Raw genomic sequence first — 25,452 nt, forward strand, 5'->3', positions numbered from 1 at the left:
CATATAAACTTAACAACCAAAGCGCATAATCATTATTGTTATGAATGAATTTACGGCCGAATTGATAGGGACGATGTTGTTGATAATTCTTGGAAATGGTGTTGTAGCAAACGTGGTGTTAAAAGGAACGAAAGGATATAATGGTGGCTGGATGGTGATCACGACCGGGTGGGCGCTGGCGGTATACGTAGGTGTGGTGATTGCCGCTCCTTACAGTGGCGCGCACTTAAACCCGGCTGTTACATTTGCGCTGGCTATCGTAGGTAAGTTTGCCTGGAGTAAAGTTATCATGTTTATCATTGCACAGTTAATCGGCTCTATAATCGGGGCGGTAATTGTATGGATTGTATACCGTGATCATTTTAATACGACCAATGATCCAAACACAGAGATGGCTGCCTTCTGCACTGCACCTGCCATCCACAATCGTTTATTCAACTTTCTCAGCGAAATCGTAGGAACCTTCGTATTGGTTTTTGTCATATTCTATTTTACAAATGCAGAGATCACTGATGCTAAAACACCTATTGGCCTGGGTTCGCTGGGTGCAATACCGGTTGCATTTTTGGTCTGGAGCATAGGGCTCTCACTTGGGGGCACAACAGGTTATGCCATCAATCCGGCGCGCGACCTGGGCCCAAGAATAGCACATGCCGTACTGCCGCTGAAGGCCAAATGCAGCAGCAACTGGAAGTACGCCTGGATACCCATAATCGGGCCTTTTATCGGCGCAGCAATAGCATCAGGGCTATTCATGCTTTTACAGTAACACAAACAGGAATTTTAGCAGAAGTGCAAACCATTATACGACAGCTTACTTAGTTCGATTGCTTATGGATATGACTGGAATACTGGCACCAGCGGCGCACAAGGCGCCCCTGGCAAAAGAGGAAGTAGACGGCCGGTATAAACAACTCAGGTTGCAGGTTTTCCTGGGGATCTTTATTGGCTATGCGGGTTACTACCTGGTACGAAAAAACTTTTCGATGGTAATGCCCGACCTGGTAGACCGGGGCTTCTCAAAAACAGATCTTGGGTTTGCGTTGTCGGGTGTTTCGATCGCGTACGGCTTAAGCAAATTCCTGATGGGGAACGTATCGGACCGGAGTAACGCGAGGATTTTTCTTTCGCTTGGTCTTGTACTCTCGGCCCTCAGTATGATTTTGATGGGGGTGTTTGCATTTGCGACGAGTTCAATTGCGATCATGTTCATCATCCTGTTTTTCAACGGCTGGTTCCAGGGAATGGGATGGCCACCGTGCGGAAGGGTAATGGTACACTGGTTTTCGATACGGGAACGTGGCTTTAAAATGTCCATCTGGAACACGGCCCACAACATCGGTGGTGGATTGGTTGGGCCACTTTCGATTGCAGGGCTCGCGATTTTCGGAAGCTGGCAGAGCAAGTTTTATTTCCCAGGTTTTATTGCCCTGGTGGTTGCGGTAATTGCTTTCATCTTAATCAGGGATACCCCACAGTCGTGTGGGCTACCACCGATTGAAAAATATAAAAATGATTATTCGAAAGATTACTCCGAACAACAGGAAGTGGAGCTGACAGCAAAGCGGATATTCTTTGATTATATATTCAACAACCGGATGCTTTGGTACATCGCTTTTGCAAACGTGTTTGTTTACCTGGTTCGATACGGGGTACTTGACTGGGCACCTACGTATTTGAAAGAAGCCAAAGGTTTTTCCGTAACCGAGTCAGGATGGGCATATTTCGCTTATGAATATGCCGGCATACCAGGCACCTTGTTGTGTGGCTGGTTGAGCGATAAAGTTTTTCGCGGACGACGTGCACCGGCTACCATCATCTATATGGTACTTGTGCTTGCAGCCATTATTCTATACTGGAAAAATCCTCCTGGTCAGCCGATGATCGACAACATTGCGCTGATCATAATCGGGTTCCTGATTTATGGCCCGGTAATGCTCATCGGTGTTCATGCACTGGATCTGGTACCAAAAAAAGCTGCCGGTACTGCGGCGGGGCTTACAGGCTTATTCGGCTACCTGGGAGGGGCCTTGTTCGCCAACATCGCCATGGGCATGATCGTAGACCGGTGGGGATGGGACGGCGGGTTTATCATATTAGTTGCCGCATGCATCCTAACCATGTTTTTTACTGCCTTAACATGGAAACACGAGAAAAAACATCTGAATTAATAGCAACCTCTTCAACATTTACTTATGGCTAAACCAATGCTTTTTTGTTCACCAAAATGGAAACATGTTTGGTTGAGCACCATTATGATGCTGTTCAGTATCACCATATTTGCACAACAGACCGTTACAGGCGTCGTTCGCGACTCTCTTAATGTTCCTGTGGGAAATGTAAGCGTTTCGATCAAAGGCAAATCGTCTGGCACTACTACGAATGCGCAGGGGGTATTTTCAATAAACGCAAAACAAGGTGAAACCCTTGTGCTAAGCTTCGTCGGCTACCAGTCGCAGGAAGTTATTGTAGGTAGAGATCCGGTTATCAACATCACGCTTTCGGAAAGTTCCAATCAGTTGGACCGTGTAGTGGTAACTGCATTAGGCATCAAAAGAGAACAAAGGGCGTTGGGTTATTCAACTACTACGGTCACCTCGGAACAGCTCACCGATGCCATGTCTTCGAACTGGACCGATGCTTTATCGGGCAAGGTGGCTGGTTTAAACCTGGTGAGATCCAATAGTGGTCCAACCGGTTCTAACAGTATTATCCTTCGGGGAGAAAATAACCTGACCGGTAATAATGAAGCCCTGATTGTGGTGGACGGGGTTGTGATCAGCTCAAGCAGTGGCGGTCGTACAGCTAACCGCAATGAGTCTACTTACGGTACCAGCGGCGATAATATGCAGGCCGATTATGGTAGCAGTCTTAACGATATTAATCCCGAGGATATTGAAACCGTTACGGTACTAAAAGGCCCGGGTGCAGCGGCTTTATATGGCCAGCGCGGGGCTAACGGAGCGGTAATTATTACAACAAAATCCGGAAGCGCAAAAAGGAAAGGATTTGGTCTTACCTGGAGTTCTAATGCCTCTATCGAGCAAATGAATAATGCCCGGCCCGATCTGCAATACGAATACGGGCATGGTACCGGTGGACAAAACTATTCTTCATGGGGTACCACTGTTGACGGACCATCTACCCGTTCAACCAGCTCGGCCTATGGACCAAGATTTAATGGACAGATGTTTTTCCAGTATAATGCCGGCTTGCAGGGCCAGGATACGGTAAGAACCCCATGGGTGCCTTACTCCGGTAAAAATGGGGTGAATGGCTACTTTGAAACAGGAAACACTTTTACCAACACCGTAAGTGTTGATGGTGGTACCGACAGAACCACAGCACGTTTTTCGTACACCAATGTGCGCAATAAGTGGATCACACCAAATACGGGATATAACCGTCACACGGTTTCATTGTCGGTCAACTCAAAAGTAAATGACAAACTAACGCTTACCTCAAAGATCAATTACACCAATAAGTTTAGCGACAACTTACCAGGCGCTGGTTATGGTAACCAGTCCATCATGTACTGGTATTTGTTTTGGCAGCCTAGTGCGGATATCAACTGGTTGAGAAATTATTGGATCAAAGGACAAGAGGGACAGGCAATTGCGTTTCCTTTCAGCAGCTTCCCCGAAAACCCATATGCTATTGCACACGAATTTATCAACCAGAACAACCGTCACAACGCTGTTGGTAACGTTCAGGCAACCTATGCTTTCACTAAAGAGTTGAGCCTTATGGTTCGGGCATCTATGGACTTTGCCTTTGAGGATCGTGCACAAAAACGTCCCTGGGATGCAGGACCAAGACTTACCCGGGGAAGCTACCGTACCCAGGATATCTTTACCCAGGAATCGAGCACTGACTTTTTGTTGAAGTATGAAAAAAAGGTAAGTAACGACTTCGACTTTAGCCTTACCGGGGGTGGAAGCAGGCTAAGGAACAATTACAGAAGACGTGAGATCCAGGCAGATGGCCTTGTTTACCCGGGTTTGTATACCCTGGTGAACGCCGCAGGAAACTTAGTTACCCTTCCATATGAGGCACACTTTGGTATCAACAGCTTTTACGGTTTGGCCTCGGCATCGTACAAGAGGTACCTGTACCTTGATCTAACTGCAAGGCAGGACTGGGCAAGTCCGCTTGCAACCCCGAACCGTACCGAAAATGCCGGGTTCTTTTATCCCGCAGCCAACCTTAGTTTCATTTTGTCGGATTATACCAGGTTGCCGAAAGCGATCAACTATGCCAAGTTCAGGTTTTCCGCATCGAGTGTAGGTAGCGGTGGTACAAACCCTTATCGCACGTCGTACAATTACACTCCAGCAATAGCGCCTTTAGGCGGAGTATTTGCGGGGTCGTTGCAAAATCCAACCTTAATGCCTAACCCGAATTTGAGACCGCTTAGAACGGTAACATACGAGGCAGGCGTGGACTTGAGGTTGTTCAAGAGCCGCTTAGGACTTGACATCGCAGTATATAAAGGCAGCACACGCGATCAGCACTTACTACGGATCGTCGACCGTTCATCGGGTTACAACACCCAGTTGATTAACGCGGGAAAAGTGAATAACACGGGTATAGAAGTGGCGCTTAATGGCACCCCTGTGCAAACAAAAGCATTCAAGTGGACCTCAAATGTGGTGTTCTCCTATAACCGTAACAAGATCGTAGAGCTTGCCGATAGCACAGTTGTACTATCCGTTGGCCGAACCGGATCTTCCCAGGTTTTAGCAACCATTGGTGGAAGCATGGGCGACCTTTATGGAAGAGGTTTTGTGCGTGCCCCGGACGGCCAGGTGGTGTATGATGCACAAACTGGTGTTGCGTTAATTGGCACCGACGTAAAACGCCTTGGTAATACGATCCCTAAGTATAAGATCGGCTGGACCAACCAATTTTCTTATAAGTCTTTCCGCCTTCAGTTTTTGTTCGATGCGCAAGCGGGTGCTGTCGGTCAATCACATAGCTTCCATACCCAGTCCGGGCAGGGCAAGTTGAAAGTCACACTGCCGGGCAGGTACAATGGCATAATCGGAAACGGTGTTGTAATGGGCCAGGATGGCAAATACAGACCAAACGATGTAATCGCGAAAGATGTAGCAGCTTTTTACACATCTGTTTTTGCAGGTGACAATGCAGAGGGTAACACCTTTAGTACTGACTTCATCAAGTTCAGGGAAGCAAGGATTGACTTTACTGTGAATGCCAATCTTGTAAAAAGGTTGGGCTTGCAACGTGCTACGATAGGCCTTTATGGACGTGACCTTTTTATCTGGTCTCCATGGCCCGCATTTGACCCCGAGTTTGGTACCCTTAGTGGATCAGACATCGTGAGAGGTTTTGAAATTGCGCAATTCCCGGCTACCCGCACAATGGGTGTCAACTTAGTTATCGGACTATAAAATCATTCAACAAATGAAAAAGATCATCTACCGGATCTCAGGGGTTTTCATATTGTTCTCCCTCGTGCTGTCATCCTGCACCAAGGGATTTGAGGACATGAATACCGACCCGAATAATATATCCATCGCAAAGCCCGGACAGTTGTTAACACCTGCAATTGTAGGAGTATTATCCAACAATCTCACCCGCAATCGCAATTTCAATAACGAATTGATGCAGGTCACCGTTGACCCTAGCGATGCTGAAGGAAGGGTTTTCAGGTACGACATCCGGGCAAACGTAGGCGACGGTATGTACAACAGTTGGTACAACGAGTTAACGAACATCAAAGACATCTATAAATTGTCTTCCGACACAACCTTGCTCACCTATAACCGGTACTATATGGGGGTATCATTAATTCTCCAGGTGTGGGTCCATTCGTTGCTTACCGACACGTTTGGGGATGTGCCTTACTTCCAAGCTAATAAAGGGAGGGACTCGCTAATATTTGAACCTGCGTTTGATCCTCAAAAAGCGATCTACCTCGATATGTTTGATAAGCTGGAACAAGCCAATACTTTGCTTGCTGCTACTCAAAGGAATGCACTCGAAATTATAGAACCTGCATATGACCCGGTTTATGCTGGCGACCGGGCGAAATGGCGGAAATTTGGCAATTCGTTGTATTTACGATTGCTGCTCAGGCTTTCCGGAAAAGCGGAGGTATCGGCCCAGGCTATTGCAAAAATTAAGGAGATCGTTGAAACAAAGGCGTCGACCTATCCTAAGATCGAACGCAATGATGAAACAGCCAGGGTCAAATGGACAGGTACAATTCTAACCAGCGAACCTTTAACCTCGCCATTGGGTAGTGTTCGACCCACCGACTTTGACGGACCTGGTCTTGCAAGCTTTTTTATAGATAACCTGGTTGCGTGGAACGATCCGCGAATTGATATTCCTACTTATGGAACCGGGGGTATTAATCGTTGGGGGATTGCTCCTGCATCCGGTAGGTATTTTGGAATTCCAAGTGGTTACCCCGCTGGTTCAACCCCTCAAACTGGATCTTACTTCCTTGCCAACGGTTCAGCCCAATCTTTACAAAAAGACAGTGCAACCGGTATTATGATGAATTACGCAGAGGTGCAGTTTATTCTTGCTGAAGCTGCTGTAAAGGGTTGGATAGGTACAGGTACAGCGGAAACCTACTACGAGAACGGTGCCCTGGCAAGTATAACCTACTGGATACCCGATTGGTCTTCGAGAATCAATCCTGTGGACTCGTTGCCTAATAACATAAGAAGATTTTTAACTGCCGCTGATATCGAATGGGAAGAGAGCTTACCCGTGGAGAGTAAGATGGAGAGAATCCATTTGCAAAAGTATTATGCATTGTTCCTCGTCGACTTCCAGCAGTGGTTCGAGTACCGTCGTACAGGGCACCCGAATTTGCCAAAAGGAGGAGGCCTGGTAAATGGTGGAGTAATGCCGGCAAGATTAAATTACCCGGTATACATACAATCAACAAATCCTACTAACTACAGAATCGCGGTAGACCGGCAGGGACCGGACGTAGTTTCTACACCAGTTTGGTGGCAAAAACCATAGGGCAACATGTGCTGTTACCAAGTTCATTGCAGTCACAATTAAACAATTTAAAATGAAATTTCTTCTAAGATATTCTTCCTTTTTGCTGGTGTTAGCTTTCTTCTGGGGATGCGAAAAGTATAACTATCCGGGGGGTCGTGTTAGTCCATATATTTCCATATTCGACGTCAAAGAATTGTACAAAGGCGAAGACGTTAGCCTACGTCCGGAAAACATGTACGGTTCAACCCAGATCACTGCGATGGTTGTATCAGATCATTCCGGCGGCAATATGCCAGCAGGTTTGCTGATTGTTCAGGAAGCTCGTCGTTTAAATGAATTGCGGGGTATAGCAATCGATATTGGTGCAGATGCGGCCAAATATGTACCGGGAGACTCGGTTACCATTACCGTTGCCGGTGGCGTTTTAACCAGGGTTAACGGTATGCAGCAAATCAAAGGGGTACCTGCAAGTGCTGTTACTAAGGTGGCCTCGGGTGTTGCGATACCTGCAAACAGGGTTCCATCAAACCTCATTCTCGCTAACCCGGAAAAGTATGAAAACACCCTGGTGGTAATTGTAAAAGGTGGTTTCAATCCCTTGCCATCACCTACAGATGTATTGTCGGGCGACAAAACCCTCAACGATGGCTTTGGTAACCTCACCTTGCATACAGAACCAACAGCGTCTTTTGCAAACAGCAAACTATCATTTAATTCCAATTACTACGGCATTGTTTTCAATACTATGATGCCCGACAAAACACTTAAGCCCGAGTTACGCGTGCGCAACCTTAACGACATTGTCGTGCTGAGTTCAACCGTAGAGGTACAATCCGTGCTCATTACTGGTTTTATGCCCGATGTTGAAGGTGGTGATGGCAATTACGAGTATATCCAGCTGATGGCAACAAGGGATATCAATTTTGCAGCGACTCCTTTTGCTGTTGTTGTTACCAATAACGCAAATACTGCGACACCAACCGGGGCCCCGGTCAACGGATGGGGAACAGGCGGACAACGCACCTACAAGTTTAACCTTACTTCAGGCACAGCAGCAAAAGGGTCTTTCTTTTATGTTGGTGGTTCAACCAAACTGATCAATGGCGCAAGTTCCACCAGCATGGCTGCTTCAAACTGGATCAGGTCATTCAATTATTCAACAACAGCCGGCGATGATGGTGTGGGCAATGCTACGTCGGGCTTGTTTGCAAACAGTGGTAATGCGTCCGGTATAGCTGTATTCGAAGAAACAGCGGTTAGTCTTGCAAGTAAGCCAATCGACGTTATGTTTGTTGCCACGGGTGGTAGTCTGTTCCTCGGCGAGCGTGGATACCGGGTTGCAAATAACGACTGGTACGACGTTAAAAACCCGGTCACCCTCCAGGATCAGCCTTTTTACAGGATGGGTTCAAATACACTTAACCTCAGCTATCCAGCCGGCGACCAGGGCATGTTTAATAAGCTGGGCGGCGAATATAACCCGGTACTTGGCAGGTGGATGAAGGCAAGAACACAAACCTTTGTTGACCTTAGCAAGTCATCCCCGCTTACAGAAATTGAAGGTGAAGGAGCAACCAAATTGGTGCAGTAGAAGAAAATTTAAAATGCAAAATTAAAAATTCAAAAGGCGGAGCTTTAGCTATCCTTTCACGAACATACGCAAGTCCGAGACTGCATCCCTGCAATGAAAAAATGAGTTGCCAGAACACGTTGATTTGGTGACCGGCTTTTTGTAGTCTATTAAACATCGTTGTGTCACTCACTTGTACAATTGGTTCTTCAAGTCGGCGAAACTGCAGGCACTACAGTAAACGATCATACCTGATGGCTGAATTTAGATTAACAGGTATGAACATGCATAGCAACAAGCAAGGAGTAGCCATGTATTCAATTGTAAGTCGGTTTCATTGTTGCTTCGTGGTCTTCTACACACATCTTGTTATCTTAAGTTGTAATAAAGAGTATAGTTAATGCAAAGAAGAAATTTCATTCAAAACCTCTTGTGGATCACAGGTGGCCTGCTTGCTGGCTGTAGTAAGCGTTTAAGTTCAGCCACTCGTGAAGGAGCAGTTATAAAAGGCAAGGTATTATCGGGTGGTAAAGGTGTGGCTGATGTGGTGGTAAGCGACGGCTTTTCCGTTGTTAAAACATCCGCAAACGGTAGCTACGAATTTCGAAAAGCCCCTCTTGCCGAACACGTATTTGTATCGGTTCCGGCGGGATATGCATTGCCACATGAAAAACATATTGCGCGCCATTACAAAGACCTGGGAACGACAGACAATTGGAATTTTGAGCTTGAAGCCTTAGGTGTTAACGACGATCAGCACCAGTTTATGATCTGGGCCGACCCGCAGATTAAAAACGATAACGACGTTCGAAAGCTGATGACCCAGTCTGTTCCTGACGTACAAAACTATATGAAGTCATTGCCTGCAAATGCGCTTATTCATGGCATATGCGTCGGCGACCTGGTATGGGATAACCTGCCCCTGTTTTCGAACTATAATGCTGCTATCGATCAATGCGGGCTCCCATTTTTCCAGGTAATCGGCAACCACGATATGGACTACCGGATGGGTGGAGACGAAACTTCGGATAATACCTTTAAAAAAACTTATGGTCCGAGTTATTATTCGTTCAATCGCGGCCAGGTTCACTACGTGGTTCTTGACGATGTTTGGTACCTCGGCAATGAGCGCGAATACAAGGGGTTCATTACAGATGAGCAACTCGCCTGGCTTGCAAAAGATCTCTCCTTTGTAGCAAAAGATAAGTTGCTTGTATTATGTGCCCATATACCCGTGCATGCCGTCGAAAACAAACAGGCGCTTTATAATTTGATCACAGAATATAAGGTGCACATCATGACCGGGCATACCCATTACAACAACAACATCATAAACGACAACGTGTATGAACACGTGCACGGCACCGTGTGCGGCGCCTGGTGGACCGGTCCGATATGCGGGGATGGAACACCGCCGGGTTATGCGGTATACGAAGTAAATGGTACCGAGTTAAAGTGGTTTTATAAATCCGTTGGTCAGCCCAGGGATCACCAGATCAGGGCGATGATGGAGCGTGGCACCAGCAACGAACAGCAACTCGTAGCCAATGTATGGAACTGGGATCCTACCTGGAAAGTAGAATACCAGGTTGATGGGGTAAATAAAGGCGCACTGCCGCGTTTTACCGATTTCGATCCTATGGCTGTTGCACTGTATAAAGGTGACCAGTTGCCCAAGTCGAGGCCGTTTGTTGAACCAAGGAAAACCGACCACGTATTTAAGGCAACTATTCCCCAGGGAGCGCAGCAGGTTAAGGTACTTGCAACAGACCGCTTCGGAAACAAATATGAGTTGGTTGCTTAAACCGATCTGAAAAGCTGCTCAACCGGAGCGTTGCCGGTCCGACTGGCGCAGCCGGGCGGGCAACTATGAAAAATCAGCGAACCACCGACCACCCCAAAAATTGATTCATGACTGTTTTCAAAATTGTTTTTACTGTTGTATGCTTTATCGGCATTGCGAGCCTGCCCGCAAGCAGCCAGCAAGCAGCATGGGATAGCACTTACCGGCCCAACAACTTTTCCCTTAAAGTGGGTTTGTTTAAGTCTTTTCCAAATGCTATATCCGACATTGTTTTTCTTGGTAACAGTATTACAGCTGGTACCGACTGGAACGAACAGCTGGGTATCCGTAATGCGCGTAATCGCGGCATATCGGGTGATATTACATTTGGTGTTATCGAAAGATTACAGGAGGTTACCGAAGGTAGGCCCGCAAAGGTCTTTGTGTTGATTGGTATCAACGACATCTCCAGGAACATACCCGACATAGTAATCCTCAACAACTATCGAACAATTGTTTCTACGATCAGGCGGCAGTCGCCACAAACAAAGATCTACTTTCATACCCTCATGCCGGTTAATAGTGACTTCACCCAATTCAAAAATCATTATAACAAAGACCAACATATTCTTTGGGTGAATGAACAACTGAGGTTACTCGGCATAACGGAGAAATTTACGGTTATTGATTTATACCCGAAATTTTTAGATGCCGATAAGAAACTCGATAAAAAGTATACCGAAGACGGACTACATCTAAATGCTGCCGGCTATGCCCTCTGGACCAGCATACTTAAGCAAGGCGGTTATTTAAATTGAAACATATGAAAAATCTTATTCGCACCCTTCTGATAGCAGCCGTAATAAACACGGGTTGTACTTCGCAAAAACCGGTTGGTTCCTTAACAACCGGGGGAAAGTTCGACTTTGAAGCGCATCGCGGTGGAAGGGGTTTGATGCCCGAGAATACGATTATCGCAATGAAAAATTCAGTTGACCTGGATGTAACGACACTCGAGTTAGACGTTGTGATATCCCGCGACAATAAAGTTGTGGTTTCGCATGATGCCCATTTCAATGATATTATTACCACTACTCCCGACGGAAAACACCTTACAAAACAGGAAGCTGAAGAACTACTGTTGTACAGGATGGATTATGATAGCATCAGGAAATACGATGTTGGAATTAAACCTCATCCCGGTTTTCCGCAACAACAGAAAATTGCTGCTTACAAACCGCTTTTGTCGGAGTTGATTGACTCAGTAGAGGCTTATGCCAAATCCAACGGCAAAAGCATGTCGTATAATATCGAGATCAAATCACGGGCTGGTTTTGATGGTACAAGACATCCTGCACCGCCGGAGTTTTCGGAACTGCTCATTGCCGTGTTAAACAGTAAAAAGATCATTGACCGTACCATAGTTCAGTCGTTCGACGTTCGACCACTACAATACATTCACCAGTCACATCCTTCTATAAAACTTTCCTACCTGGTTGAAAATACAACGGTGCCTTTTTCAGAACAAATGAGTAAGCTTGGTTTTACGCCAACAGCATACAGCCCAAACTACCCAATGTTAACCAAAGAGGTGGTTGACGAATGCCATCGTAAAAACATGCAGGTAATTCCCTGGACGGTTAACACGGTTAATGAAATGAATAGCCTGGTAGATATGGGAGTTGATGGGATTATTTCAGATTATCCCAACCTTTTTAAACAACTGCAGGTAAATAAATAGCTTCAAGGGAGCGTTCCGAACAACCTCACTACGCGCTCATCTAAAGCTGAATAGCCAATATGTGGTTGAAGGGTTGCCGCCTGCCGAACAGGGCTTCATTCGGGCGGGCTCCAACTGGCGAAGCTGCAGGGGCAACAATGCACCATCCTGGTGATTCGCTCATCACCAAAAAAGTTTAGTGCTTGCCGTTTGGATATCAATCGAGAACAGATCAATTAATAGCTTTTGTTGGTAGGGTAGGCGTGGATATTACCAGGACCGCTAAATAACTGCCGCTCTCGCTGAATATGCCGGTGCATATTTGACTGCCATTGCTTGCAAAAGCATGGAAAACGTTCAAAACAATTATTTAAACGTATGCAGCGCCAGGTTAGCAAATAGTCAATAATCGGTGATTTTATTCGTTTATATTTATTAACTAAGCCTGCTTATGAATAAAACCCTACCCTTCAATTGCAATCCTGCTTCAGATACCCCACATAACACGATCATTTTTTCCGGACCAGGGATATATGGGCCCGGTAAAAAGGCCCGGGGATTGAAGATTATCATTTTACTGTTGGTGTTTTTTTCGCAGGTAAACTTTTCAGCAAATGCACAAACCGTTACCATACCGGCCCCGCCTTCAGTTACACTCAGCCCCCTATTCTCGTCGAGCGTGGTAACCTTTGTTGTAGAGAATACCAACAATGTGCCTTTAACGGTAAAGGGAGTATCCAATTACTTATTGCGAAGTGGTCCTGCAACGGTCTTTACACTGTACTATTCTTCCACGTCACTTTCCGGCCCCTCAACAATCTCCTCACCTGAATGGCTTGAAGTTGCGACATCTGCTCCAATCCAGGCTACTGCAGATGGGATTACTTCAATTTTCAGCAGCCTGAATTTGGTCGTTCCTGCAAACAGACAATTCCGCTTTGCGCTAAAGACTAGCCAGATAGGTGTACTGTATACTGCAATTGACAGGGGAGAGACGAAGGTCTTCTCCTCAACGGGAATAAATTTGAAGACAGGTGATACAAAGATTGCGGAACAAAACGTTGGTTATTACGGACCAGGTAACCTTTTGTATTCTCCGGCGAATTTTTGTGGCACCGTTACTTGCGAAGTGGGCCCTTGCACGAGTCCGCCGGTCACGGTGCCCATTGTGGTTAACTCGACAGTGCAGTGCGCACGGGATAGCTTTACCCTTAGTGAACCCACTTATGCGTCGGGCCTGGTATATCAATGGCAATATTCGCCCGACAATGTTACCTGGTACAGCATTCCGGGCGCTTCCGGTGCAACCTTCAGGACGGTTCAGAATGTATCCACCTGGTACCGGGTGTTTCTCCTTTGCGGCACAACAACCGCTATGTCAGAAAGTGTCAGGATCACGACCCCGCTACCCATGTCGGGAACTTATACCATCAATAATCAACAACCTACAGCTGGTAGAAATTTCAATACTTTCTCCGACGCGTTTTCAAACCTGTGCCAGGTCAGTGGCCCCGTTGTATTCAATGTTCAGCCAGGCACACCTTACGTGGAACAGGTTAGGATGAAAGCAGTAGCCGGCACATCTGCCACAAATACGATCACAATAAACGGGAATGGTGCCGAGCTTACGTTTAATTCGCTTAACTCTAATGAAAGGCCGGTATTAAAGTTGGATGGAGCAGATCGAATAATCATCGATAGTCTGACCATCAACACCGGTTCAGGGTTATATGGATGGGGAATACAACTTGCAAATAACGCTGATACAAATATCATCAGGCGGTGCCGCATAGTTTCATCCCTAACGGCTGGCTCCGACAATGCTGCAGGTATCGTAATTAGCTCTGATTCGAAAAGCCCAACCTCAACGGGGACTGCTCAGGGCATTTGTAATTTTAACCTGATTACATCTAATTATATTACCGGCGGTGGTTATGGTATTACCATCGTTGGCTTCAACCGGCAATACAGTGACAACGGCAACACAGTAACGAACAATGTAATCACTGACTTCCAATCCAGCGGGATGTACCTCACTCAAACGAAAGCAACCATAATTGAGGGCAACGATATTAGTAATCCATTAAGGCAGGGTGCTTCCTTCACCGGTATCTACGCCACATACGACAACGCAAATTTTATCATTTCCAAAAACCGGATCCATGATCCTTTTGGCGGTGATCCCTCCAGTCCAGCTTCGGCATATGGAATATATCTGAGCAGTGTTAACCCGTACCAGGGTGAGGAGGGAACAATCAGTAATAACCTCGTTTATAATATGCATGGCCAGGGATGGATATACGGCCTTTATCTTTTCAGTTCACGCGGCTTCAGGATTTATCATAACACGATTTCACTTGATGACAAAAAGCGGGCGGTCTATAACAGCACCAGGATAGGTTTTTATTCCAACGCTACCGGTAGCGGAATCGGTACTGCTACTCACTTGTTCAACAACATCTTTAATATCGGAAGCGGCGGAAAGGGCAGCGCCCTGGTCTTTGATGTCCCTTCAACTTATTCATCCTCCGTTTTCCGCGCTGATTACAACAGTTATTATCTTACCGGAACTATAACAAATTATATCGGGCAAACCAACAATACGTTCCAGTCTACGTTGGCCCAATGGCAGGTAGCATCGGGCCAGGATGTACACTCGCTTACGCTAAATCCTTTATTCACCGATACTGCAGCCGCCAATTATCAACCGCTTGCCCTTGCGCTCAATAACAAAGGCGTATACGTTGGGATTACCACCGATATTTTGAACCAGCCGCGAAATGTAAGCACTCCCGACATTGGTGCTTATGAGTTTACAACCTGCGTGAGCCCCGCATCAGCCGGAACGGCAACTTCACCCAACCCGGTAATATGTGCGGCAACTGGGGTGTCCCTTAAACTAACGGGCAACTCAACTGGTGCAGGACAAACCTATCAATGGCAAACGTCGACTTCAGCAACAGGCCCATATACGTCCATAGGAAATCAGCTGTTTTACCCGGATACCATTGTCAACGCGATAAACAACAACTACTACCGCGCGGCAGTTACGTGCAGTGGAAGTACCCAGTACTCAATACCATTCAGGGTCCAGGCCAGCCAGCTGTTCCCAGGAGGAACTTATACAATTAATTCATTCGTTAGTACCGGGGGAACAAACTTTAAAAGTTTTGCCGATGCTGTACTTGCGGTAAAGTGTGGTACTACAGGCCCGGTTGTTTTTAACGTTGCTCCCGGTAGCGGTCCCTATAATGAACAGGTAATAATGGACTCTGTTGCAGACGGGTCTGCTGCAAACCCGGTTACATTCAATGGCAACGGGGCAATCCTTCGTTTCAGTTCAAATAACGCAGATGAGCGGGCTGTTATTAAACTCCGGGGTGCAAAACGGATTACGCTTGACAGTTTAGTAATTGACGCAAGAGGGAGCGGCAGGCGCCAGGTGGGCATTCAACTCGTGAACAATGCAGATTTTAACACCATAAAGCGATGCACAATTTATACGGACACTACAATAGCGCCCACCGGGGAAATGTACACCGGGATACTGGTAAATGCCGATGACTTGAGCAAATTAGCTGCGTTAACAGGAAGTATTTCGTGTGACAGCAACACCATTAGCTCCAATAAAGTTGATGGTGGATACATTGGGATCTATCTTAATGGGAGCGATACGGCAGAGCAAAGAAATAACAGCGTAGCCGGAAATACCATAACCAACTTTTTTAATTATGGGATCCGGACAGTTTCAAATACGGATGTTGTCATCGAACGGAATATTATCGCCCGCCCCGCCAGGGTTAATGTAGCAGAGTTCACCGGAATTGAATTAGATGGTGCAAGAAGCGCCGTAATAACCAGGAACCGCATTTCTGATCCTTTTGGTGTAAATCGCCTGGCTACTGTATCGGCCACGGGTATACACATTACCAGGGGCAAGCCAGGTGGACAAGGATACATCTTAACAAACAACCTGCTGTATCACTTCTTTAGCGAACGCGGCATAGTTGGCATACGCAACTCAAGTGCCGAAAAGGTGAGCATATATCATAATACTATTGCTTTGGACGATACCAGTAGCAGATCACTTTGGGGCACCGTTGGGATGGAATTCCCCTCAAGTTCTAGCCCGTTATCACAGCAGCTAATATTCAATAACATCATCACGATCAATCGTGGCGGAACGGGCAACAAGTACCTTTTTTACTTCGCAAGTTCAAGTACCAATACCATTTTAAGCTCCGATAACAACGGGTTGTTTATTTCACCCGGCGCAAATAGTTTTGTGGCTTATTCAGGTGGTAATGTTTCCAGTTTGTCGCAATGGCAAAGGTTCGGAAGGGATTTAGCATCGGTTTTTACTGATCCGAGATACGTCGATCCTTTAGCAGGAAACTACCAACCCCTCACGGCAGCGTTGGATAACAAAGGCAGACCGGTTGGCATTGCCATCGACATCAATGGTCAGCAGCGGAGTTTCAAATACCCCGACATGGGCGCATACGAATTTACCGGCCCATCTTGTACAACTCCTCCTAACCCTGGCTTGGCCAGGGATACGGTTACAGGAGTATCCAACTGGTGTAATGGATCCATGATCAGGTTATACCTGCAAGGGAACTCCGAGGGTGATGGCCAAACCTACCAGTGGCAGAAATCCGATTCAGAGCAGGGTCCGTGGACGGCAATGGGCGAACCCATGTTGCTGCCCGATACCAGTTTCCTGGGTTCCGGTAATTTTTATTATCGCGCTGCCGTAAGCTGTGGAGGAAACACTGCGTTTTCGAATACCCTCCATATCAATTTACAACCTGTTTTTGCAGTCGGTATCTACACGATCAATTCAGCAGCGGCAACGGGCGGAACAAATTTTAAAAGTTTTAAAGATGCCGTTGATGCCATCAGGTGTGGCATTGATGGCCCAGTAATTTTCAATGTGGCACCCGGAAGCGGGCCATACAACGAGCAGGTTAAAATCATATCCATACCCGGTGCTTCACCAGCTAACACGGTTACCTTTAATGGCAATGGAGCTGTCATCAGCTTCAACATCAATACATCAAGCGAAAAAGCCATTGTTAAGCTTGAGAGCGCAAAATTTGTCACCTTCGACAGCCTCATCTTAAATACCGGAACCGGAACATTTGGAACTGGGTTTGAACTGACTCGTCGGTCAGACTCTAATGTCATCAGGAGGTGTACCATCAACATGTCGCGAAGTACTACCAGTTTCGGTTTCATTGGAATAGACATGAATGGCAGCAGAGGGAACCTGTGCGCCGACAACAGCATATTAGGCGGATTTTATGGCATCCTGTCTAACGGGCAGCCAAACACCCTTGAACACAACATCGTGCAGGATTTTTACTCTCACGGCATTTACTTATCCAATGCTCCAGGCGCAATTGTTCGACGCAATGACATCAGCAGGCCTTTAAGAAGCAATCCTGATCGATTTGTTGGAATTTTTGCAGAAGGTACAGCCAATAACATCGACATTTCGCAGAATGTTATTCATCATCCTTTCGGTGGAAACCTCGTTCTTGACGCTTTGGCTACGGGTATTTCTGTTGCCTCTGCTTTTGCAACTGCAGGCAACGAAGTGCTCGTGAGTAACAATCTTGTGTACCAGATGGATGGAGCCGGCGGAAGAACTGGTTTGTTCGTGACAAACTCGAGCTTCATTAGGGTTTCAAATAACACAGTTGTATTTGCTAACCGATCTTCACAGTCCTTATCAGGCTCGACAGGCTACGAACATAATCGAAGTACAAATACGGAGTTTAAGAATAACATTATCAGCATTACAGGTGGGGGAACAGGAAAAAATGTAGGCCTTGCAGTTTCGGAAAGGACAACAGGGCTGACTGCTGACTTTAATAACTACTTTATCAACGGTAGCTCAGGCAACAATGCCATAGGTGACACTACACAAATTACTTTTCGCAGTTTACAGCAATGGCAGGCAGCAACGGGTTGGGATAAACATTCAACTACATTAAACCCCCAGTTCACTGATACGGCCGTGCTGAATTTCTTACCGACCAACGCCGCATTAGACAACAGGGGAACGCCCGTTGGTATACTTTCCGACTTTACGGGTCGCACCCGCGATACCAACACTCCCGATGTTGGTGCCTACGAATTTGGTGCAGCTACTTGTACTACGCCACCGGTCCCGGGAACAACAACAGCATCGTTAAGTTCTGTTTGTTCCGGAACCCCCGTATTACTTGAAGTAACAGGCCAGTCGGTAGGGCCAGGGCAAACTTACCAGTGGCAAACTGCCAACAATGCATCAGGGCCATATTCAAACCTGGGTACTCCACAATACCACCCGGATACCATTATCAACATATCAAATTCGCGGTACTACCGAGCTGCGATTACGTGTGCCGGAAACACAGGATTTGCACAGCCGGTACTTGTTAGTACAGGTCTGCTTTTCCAGGGTGGCACCTATACCATCAACTCGAGGGCAGTAACGGGTGGAGGAAATTTCCAAAGTTTTGCTGCCGCAACTGAAGCCACAAAGTGCGGGATCAGCGGACCTGTCGTGTTTAACGTTGCTCCCGGAAGCGGTCCGTATTATGAGCAGGTCGTTATCGATTCCATACCAGGAATGTCCGCAACGAATACCATTACGTTCAATGGAAACGGCGCATCTATAAACTACAGTTCCAATAACATGCAGGAACGGGCAGTTGTAAAACTGAATGGAGCGAAATTCATTACTTTGGATAGTTTGGTTATCGATTCCCGTGGCGCGGGCATGTACCAATACGGTTTACAGTTCATCAGAAATGCAAGTTTTAACACAGTAAAGAACTGTTCGGTTTATATTGACACCACCACGGCATCAAATGCCTGGTCGTCTACAGGTATTGTGTTAAATCCCAACCTAAATGCCGCCGATCAGGCAGGTGCCGGTGCTTTCATTTGCCAAAGTAACCTGATCACATCAAATAAGATTAATGGAGGATATTATGGAATAACAGCCATTGGCAATGACTCGTTCTTTTGCAAAAGCAACGTTGTTCAAAACAACAGCATTACCGATTTTCATTATACGGGCATATACATCGACCGTAATGAAAACGTAGTTATTGAAAAGAATGCACTTTCAAGACCCTACCGCTTAAATGTTGCACTATTCAGGGGCATTTACCTGATCAACAGTAAAGCAGCCGTTGTTTCAAAAAACCGGCTGTTCAACCCTTTTGAAATGAATCGTTCAAACAACTTGCAAATGAACGGTATTTCGCTTCAATCATGTACCGGGCTTGGTACACAGGATAACATAGTAAGCAATAACCTAATCTACAATCTTAATGGGCAGGGCAGTATCACCGGCATATCGCTAAGCTCTTCCACTAATGTGGGCCTTTATCACAATACAATTGTTCTCAACGATACAGTGACCACGTCAACCGGGGTGGTATATGGGATCATCATTCAGTTTGCAAATAATTCCTCCAACAAAATAGCCAACAACTTAATCAACCTGACCAGGTCAGGTACAGGCTTACAGGTAGCTGTATACATGCAACCTAATGGAGCTATATTCAACAACAACAACTATTATGCTCCTCCAAAAGCAAACCGGTTTATCGGTGTTACAAATAGCATCAATTATGCAACACTATCGGCATGGCAGGCAGCCACCGCACAAGATGTGAATAGTTCGAGTACCGACCCGCAATTCGTGAACCCGGCGAGCGGCAACTTTCAACCGTTTTCTCCTTTGCTCGATAACAAAGGCACACCTGTTGGTGTTTCAACAGATATCAGGGACGTTGCAAGAAGTACCAGCACACCCGATATCGGGGCATATGAATTTACTGTTCCATTATGTGTAGATCCACCAACACCCGGAACGGCGGTAGCCACCTTAGGAGCAATAACCAACGCCTGTTCCCTGGCGCAGGTTCAGTTAGCACTTACAGGCAACTCAGCAGGGGCTGGTCAAACCTACCAATGGCAAAGGGCATTTAATGCCACGGGACCTTTTACTTCAATTGGTAATTTTTCTATACGGTCCGACACGATTGTCCAGGTCTCCGGCACATCCTACTATCGGGCAGCTGTAACCTGCGGAGGCAATACGCAATTCTCAACTCCGGTACAAGTGGTCTTTCCTGCACGGCTTTCCGGTACGTACACCATCAATCAGGCGAAGCCAACGGGAGGCAGGAACTACGAAAGTTTCAACGCCGCGGTTAACGCACTTGCATGTGGGATAGCGGGGCCGGTTGTATTTAACATCGCGCCTGGCACGTACAATGAGCAGATCACGATCAATTTCATAAACGGATCTTCCGCTTCCAACCGAATAACCTTCCAGGCGGTAGATAGCCTTAACCGTCCTGAACTTTCGATGGTGACTACCGCATCTAATTATACACTGATCAACTTATTTTCAAGTTTTGTAACCCTTCGTGGTATTGCTATTCGGGCAGTGAACAATGTACCTTTTACCAATCCATATGGAAGGGGTATAAACCTGAATGGCGGACATGCCGACAGCATTATTGCCTGTTCCATTTCGCTGCCTGCTGCTTATGACGATGCCACGGGTATGTCGGCCATCGGTATACAAGGGAGTATGGGTAACGATTGCGCCATCATCAATTCGGCTGTTTTTGCGGGTTCTTACGGCATCTACCTTGAGGCTGGTAGAAACCTAACAATGAGAGGAAATTCAATAACTACCCTTGTTCAGGGGGTGAATATCACGCGCTCCCGGTTGCTCACCTTTAACGCTAATAAGGTTAGTACAGGTGGTGACACCCGTTTCAATACGGCCGTAATCTTGAATGGGGATAGTACAGTTGAAATTTTGAACAACAGGGTAAGTGCGGGCATCTCTTATAACTTTAATCGTAGTGCTACTGCCTTCGTGATCAGTTGCTCTGCCGCAGGCTCGGAGCCGCTGAGAATAATGAACAATGCGGTTTCCGGCAGCGGTACATCGAATGACGCTGCTACCAGCCTTACAGGATTAGTGATCAGTTCGAATAACGTAATGTTTGTAAATAACACGGTTGAGGTTAATACTTATTTTTCAAACTCCGTGGCTTTATCTATAAACGCCAATCAACTGGAGGCTTACAACAATACCGTGAGTATCGACGCAGGCGGAAATTCAACCAATGCCAACGTGCGGGGAACTTCGCTTAGTGCAGGCATCGGCATTCTTAAAAACAATATTTTTTCTCAGACTAACGGATTGGGTACAGCACTCTCTCTCCAAAACCCGGCTGCATTCACAAGCGACTACAACGATATCTATAGCAGCGGTGCTGTACTTGTACGATCAGGATCTCCGGCCGCTGCTTACAATACGCTACAAGCCTGGCGAAATGCAACAGGGTTAGACAAAAACTCAATCAGCTATCCACCGGTATTTATCCGTGACTTTTCAGGCGACAATCCACGACCGTTATACCCCGACACCCTTAAAGCGGAAGTGTGGGCGTTACATGGGCAAGGTGTGCAGGTGCCCGGAAATGACCGGGACAAACTTGGCAGGGCTCGTCCAACCACGTTAGTTGAAGGTGTTCCTGACCTTGGTGCATACGAGTTTACACCCCGTGTGGGGCCACCTGTTGCCACCGCAGTGCCTGCCCTTCCTTCAGCAGGAACAACCCAATCGTTTTTATTTGCAACAGATACAATTGCAAAAATCACGTGGGCCGCGGGTGCCCGGGTACCTGACTCCGTTAAGGTCAGCAGGTACTCCGGTGTCATTCCGCCTTCGGTCGTACCCACAACAAAGTCCATGTACTTTTTCGACAGTATCCAGGCCTTTGGCACGGGCCCCTACAATTATAGTATCGATATCAACTATAAAGATCCATGGCTTGGAACATTACTAAACGAGAGGCTGACCAGGCTTGCTAAACGAAACAGTCCGGCAAGTTGGGTCACCTATGCTAACTCAATTCCCGATACGGTTTCGAATACAATAGGGTATAGTCAGCTCAGTAATTTTTCCTTGTTCGCGGCTATGGAAAACAATTCACCTCTACCTGTTAACCTGCTTACATTTACTGCGGCAAAGGCCGGCAACGATGTTGTCGTGGCCTGGAAAACGACAAACGGGGTAAATACCGCCAGTTTCGAAGTTCAACGATCGGCAAATGGACGAACGTTCGAAGGAGCCGGGCTGCTAAGTGCAAATGGAATCTCGGGCGTTCAAAATTATACCTTAGTTGATCGGGGAATACTTAGTCGTGCAACGAGTAAGGTGCTTTATTACAGGTTGAAGATGATGAGTAAAGATGGCACCCTCGAATATTCAAGAGTGGTCCAGATTGACATCGAGACAGGAAGTAATTTGATCACCGTAACACCAAATCCTTTTTCCGACAGAGTTTTAATTAACATCAATTCCGTCGCTGATGCCTCCGTAGTATTCTCCATTACGGACTCAAAAGGCGCTATGTTGATTAAGCGAAGCAGACAAGTTAGCGCGGGTCTTACTTCATTGCCCGTAGGAGGACTTGAACAATGGAGTAGTGGATTGTACCTGTTAAAGATTATAATAGCAGGCGAAACACATGTCATTAGATTATTTAAATAAAGCGAATGCAGAGGACCAGAGGAGCGGAGCTTTACGCGGTTTGCAGAATACTTACCCGGCGACTGAGCAGCCAGCAGGCAAAGCAATCAAGAAAAAAATTTACATAATCAAACCACATCAAAACCTATTCAGCTATATAATGAGAATGAAATTATTTTCTTTCTTCCTGGTGATCTTTTTGGCAACCTTTGGCTGTACACGCAAACTTGCGCAGACTGGTTCATCGGCTGGCACAAATACTAACTGGTCCAATGAACTTCATGTGCTTTGTTACAACATTCATCATGCAAGCCCGCCTTCAAAGCCGGGTGTGATCGATCTTGATGCAATTGCTAAAGTAATCAGGCAATCATCCCCGGATATTGTCGCCTTACAGGAAGTGGATGTGAACACCAACCGTTCAGGAAAAACTTCGAACCAGGCAGAAGACCTTGCGCGATTGTCGGGCATGCCACACTATTATTTTGCCAAAGCGATCAATTACGATGGCGGGGAATACGGGGTTGCGATTTTGTCGAGATTGCCATTATCAAACATGAAGAATACCCCTCTTCCAACAGCCGCCGGTACGAACGGCGAGCCAAGAACACTGGCAACAGCCGAGGTTACCCTTCCCAATAGAAGCAAGTTTGTTTTTGCGTGTACACACCTCGACGCACAACGATCCGATACAAACAGGCTTTTGCAGGTACAAAAAATTGGAGAAGTTTTGAAACAGGAAAAACTTACAGTTGTGATTGCGGGCGATTTTAATGCCGTAGCAGGTGGAGAGGTCATCAACATACTAGATCAATCTTTTACCAGGAGTTGTATCCAGAATTGTGGCTTTACCATCCCGGTAATCAATCCAACCAAAACGATCGACTTCGTTGCTTACAAACCATCAACTGCTTTCACCATTGTTAAACACCAGGTCATCGATGAAAAGTATGCTTCGGATCACCTGCCGGTAGAAGTTGTATTACAACTTAAATGAGTTACAGATTGATGAACACTTAGTTAGCACAGTTTCGAAAGGCTCCGGCTCAATCAATGTCATTCCGTACGCAATTTTTTTTGAACCAGGCTGCAGGATCCCAATGGAACATCCTTGCCCGGTGTCGCATTCTTGTACCGCTGAAATTGATTGAGCAACAAACTGTATAATAAACTTAAATAAACGACACCCGCAAATCCATATTTGACTCTCCGGCATCCTTTGTTAGCTCATCAGCGTACGAACGTACAAGGGAGTGACCGGCCCATAATTGGAGGCACCGCACAACGATGGATCACATGGAATACAAAAGCTGGTCACGTAAAAATTATTAACTACATTTCTCGCACAATCCCTGACGATATGAATAGGAGAAAACTTTTGAAGTCGTTTGCGCTTAGCCTCGGTGGAACCATTGTGTCAACCCAGCTTCTCGCGCGAACAGGTGAAGGCGCTTATGAGTTTGCGATTCCGCCGAACCCTTTACACAAACCCCTGGACAAGCCGATAACGGCGATTACACTGGGTGCAGGCAATCGTGGAATGGTATATGGTGGCTTTGCTGCAGGTAATGCAACACAAATGAAGATCGTTGGTGTTGCCGAACCGGTACCTTACCGAAACGACCGTTATGCAAAGATCCACACCATTCCGGATGCGAACCGTTTCACGACATGGGAGCATGTTTTTCAACGCCCAAAATTTGCAGATGCAATTATCATTTCGACCCCCGACAGGCTGCATTATGGCCCTTGTATGAAAGCGCTGGAGATGGGTTATGATGTGCTGCTTGAAAAACCCATCGCACCAACGGAACGGGAATGCCGCGACATACTTGCTTTGTCAAAAAAGACCGGCCGGATTGTGGCTGTTTGCCATGTGCTCCGGTATGCGCCTTACTTTGTTAAGATGAAAGAACTATTGGCTAAGGGAGCAGTGGGAGAGATCATGAGTGTGCAACACCTTGAACCGATCGAGCATACCCACATGGCGCATTCGTATGTTCGTGGCAACTGGCATAACTCGAAGGAGACGACACCAATCATACTTGCGAAGTCTTGCCACGACCTTGACATCATCAAATGGGTGATCGATAAACCAAGCAAGCAGATTATCGCAATGGGCGACCTGAAATGGTTTAGGAAAGAAAATGCACCGGAGGGCAGCACCAACCGCTGTACCGATGGCTGCAAGGTTGAACGGGAATGCCCATACTCAGCCATCAGGAGTTATTACGATAAACGGCAACGGTTAAATGTGTTCGACCTCTCGGCCGATAAATCCAAACATGCTGATGAGATCATGGACCGGCTCAAGACCACCAATTACGGTCGCTGTGTGTACCGGATGGATAACGACCAGCCTGATCACTACATCACGAGCATCAGGTTTGCAGATAATGTTACCGCCAATTTCTCGATGGAAGCTTTTACCAGCTATGCAGGAAGACGAACCAGGATAATGGGTTCAATGGGTGATATGGAAGGCGATATGAACAACCTGGTCATCAACGACTTTAGAACGGGCAAGCAAACCAAGCTGACCCCGAAAGCAGAAGACGTAGAAGGTTATGCCAATAGCGGTCATGGCGGTGGTGACTGGTTACTGGCGCGCGACTTTGTACAAGCAGTTTCGCAACAAAACCCTGCCTTGCTGACCTCAACAATCGATGAATCCATTGAGTCGCATATTATGGGATTCATGGCCGAAGAAAGCAGAAAAAATAACCGGTTTATGGACATAAAAATTAATAGAAATAAAGCCGTTTAGCACGGGAAGCAACGATATCGCTTAGTAGGATAAACGCAAAATCCCGGGAGTCCGGGAT

11 protein-coding genes are annotated in these 25,452 nt (G+C 46.5%); all 11 read left to right on the forward strand.

Annotated features, from left to right (window positions below):
* The first annotated feature begins 40 nt into the window (after positions 1-40).
* The 11 genes from EXU57_RS00860 (at position 41) to EXU57_RS00915 (ending at position 25,394) form a co-directional block, all read left to right on the forward strand.
* Positions 41-769 (forward strand): MIP/aquaporin family protein, encoded by a 729-nt coding sequence (locus EXU57_RS00860; protein WP_133266275.1) that lies wholly within the window; start codon positions 41-43, stop codon positions 767-769.
* Positions 770-839: 70 nt separating this feature from the next.
* On the forward strand, positions 840-2,171 hold the full coding sequence (glpT, locus tag EXU57_RS00865) for a glycerol-3-phosphate transporter (RefSeq protein WP_133266276.1): 1,332 nt from the start codon (positions 840-842) through the stop codon (positions 2,169-2,171).
* 24 nt (positions 2,172-2,195) lie between these two features.
* Positions 2,196-5,414, forward strand: coding sequence for a SusC/RagA family TonB-linked outer membrane protein (locus tag EXU57_RS00870; RefSeq protein WP_133266277.1), 3,219 nt, complete (start codon positions 2,196-2,198; stop codon positions 5,412-5,414).
* 13 nt (positions 5,415-5,427) lie between these two features.
* Positions 5,428-7,008 carry a SusD/RagB family nutrient-binding outer membrane lipoprotein gene (locus EXU57_RS00875; RefSeq protein ID WP_133266278.1) on the forward strand — a complete coding sequence of 527 codons (1,581 nt, stop codon included), beginning with the start codon at positions 5,428-5,430 and terminating at the stop codon, positions 7,006-7,008.
* Positions 7,009-7,060: 52 nt separating this feature from the next.
* Positions 7,061-8,581: a DUF5689 domain-containing protein gene (locus EXU57_RS00880; protein WP_133266279.1), complete on the forward strand. Its 1,521-nt coding sequence runs from the start codon at positions 7,061-7,063 to the stop codon at positions 8,579-8,581.
* 379 nt (positions 8,582-8,960) lie between these two features.
* On the forward strand, positions 8,961-10,364 hold the full coding sequence (locus EXU57_RS00885; RefSeq protein ID WP_133266280.1) for a calcineurin-like phosphoesterase C-terminal domain-containing protein: 1,404 nt from the start codon (positions 8,961-8,963) through the stop codon (positions 10,362-10,364).
* Between the two features lie 107 nt (positions 10,365-10,471).
* The gene (locus tag EXU57_RS00890; protein ID WP_133266281.1) at positions 10,472-11,161 is read left to right on the forward strand and encodes a GDSL-type esterase/lipase family protein; all 690 of its coding nucleotides are present in this window, start codon (positions 10,472-10,474) and stop codon (positions 11,159-11,161) included.
* 5 nt (positions 11,162-11,166) lie between these two features.
* Positions 11,167-12,084 carry a glycerophosphodiester phosphodiesterase family protein gene (locus tag EXU57_RS00895; protein ID WP_133266282.1) on the forward strand — a complete coding sequence of 306 codons (918 nt, stop codon included), beginning with the start codon at positions 11,167-11,169 and terminating at the stop codon, positions 12,082-12,084.
* Between the two features lie 430 nt (positions 12,085-12,514).
* On the forward strand, positions 12,515-22,648 hold the full coding sequence (locus tag EXU57_RS00905; protein ID WP_133266283.1) for a right-handed parallel beta-helix repeat-containing protein: 10,134 nt from the start codon (positions 12,515-12,517) through the stop codon (positions 22,646-22,648).
* Positions 22,649-22,793: 145 nt separating this feature from the next.
* On the forward strand, positions 22,794-23,624 hold the full coding sequence (locus EXU57_RS00910) for an endonuclease/exonuclease/phosphatase family protein (protein ID WP_133266284.1): 831 nt from the start codon (positions 22,794-22,796) through the stop codon (positions 23,622-23,624).
* Between the two features lie 363 nt (positions 23,625-23,987).
* Entirely contained in the window at positions 23,988-25,394 is a 1,407-nt protein-coding gene (locus EXU57_RS00915) for a Gfo/Idh/MocA family protein (protein WP_133266285.1), read from the forward strand.
* Positions 25,395-25,452 lie beyond the last annotated feature (58 nt).

The sequence above is a fragment of the Segetibacter sp. 3557_3 genome (assembly GCF_004354985.1).
Classification (GTDB): Bacteria; Bacteroidota; Bacteroidia; order Chitinophagales; family Chitinophagaceae; genus Segetibacter.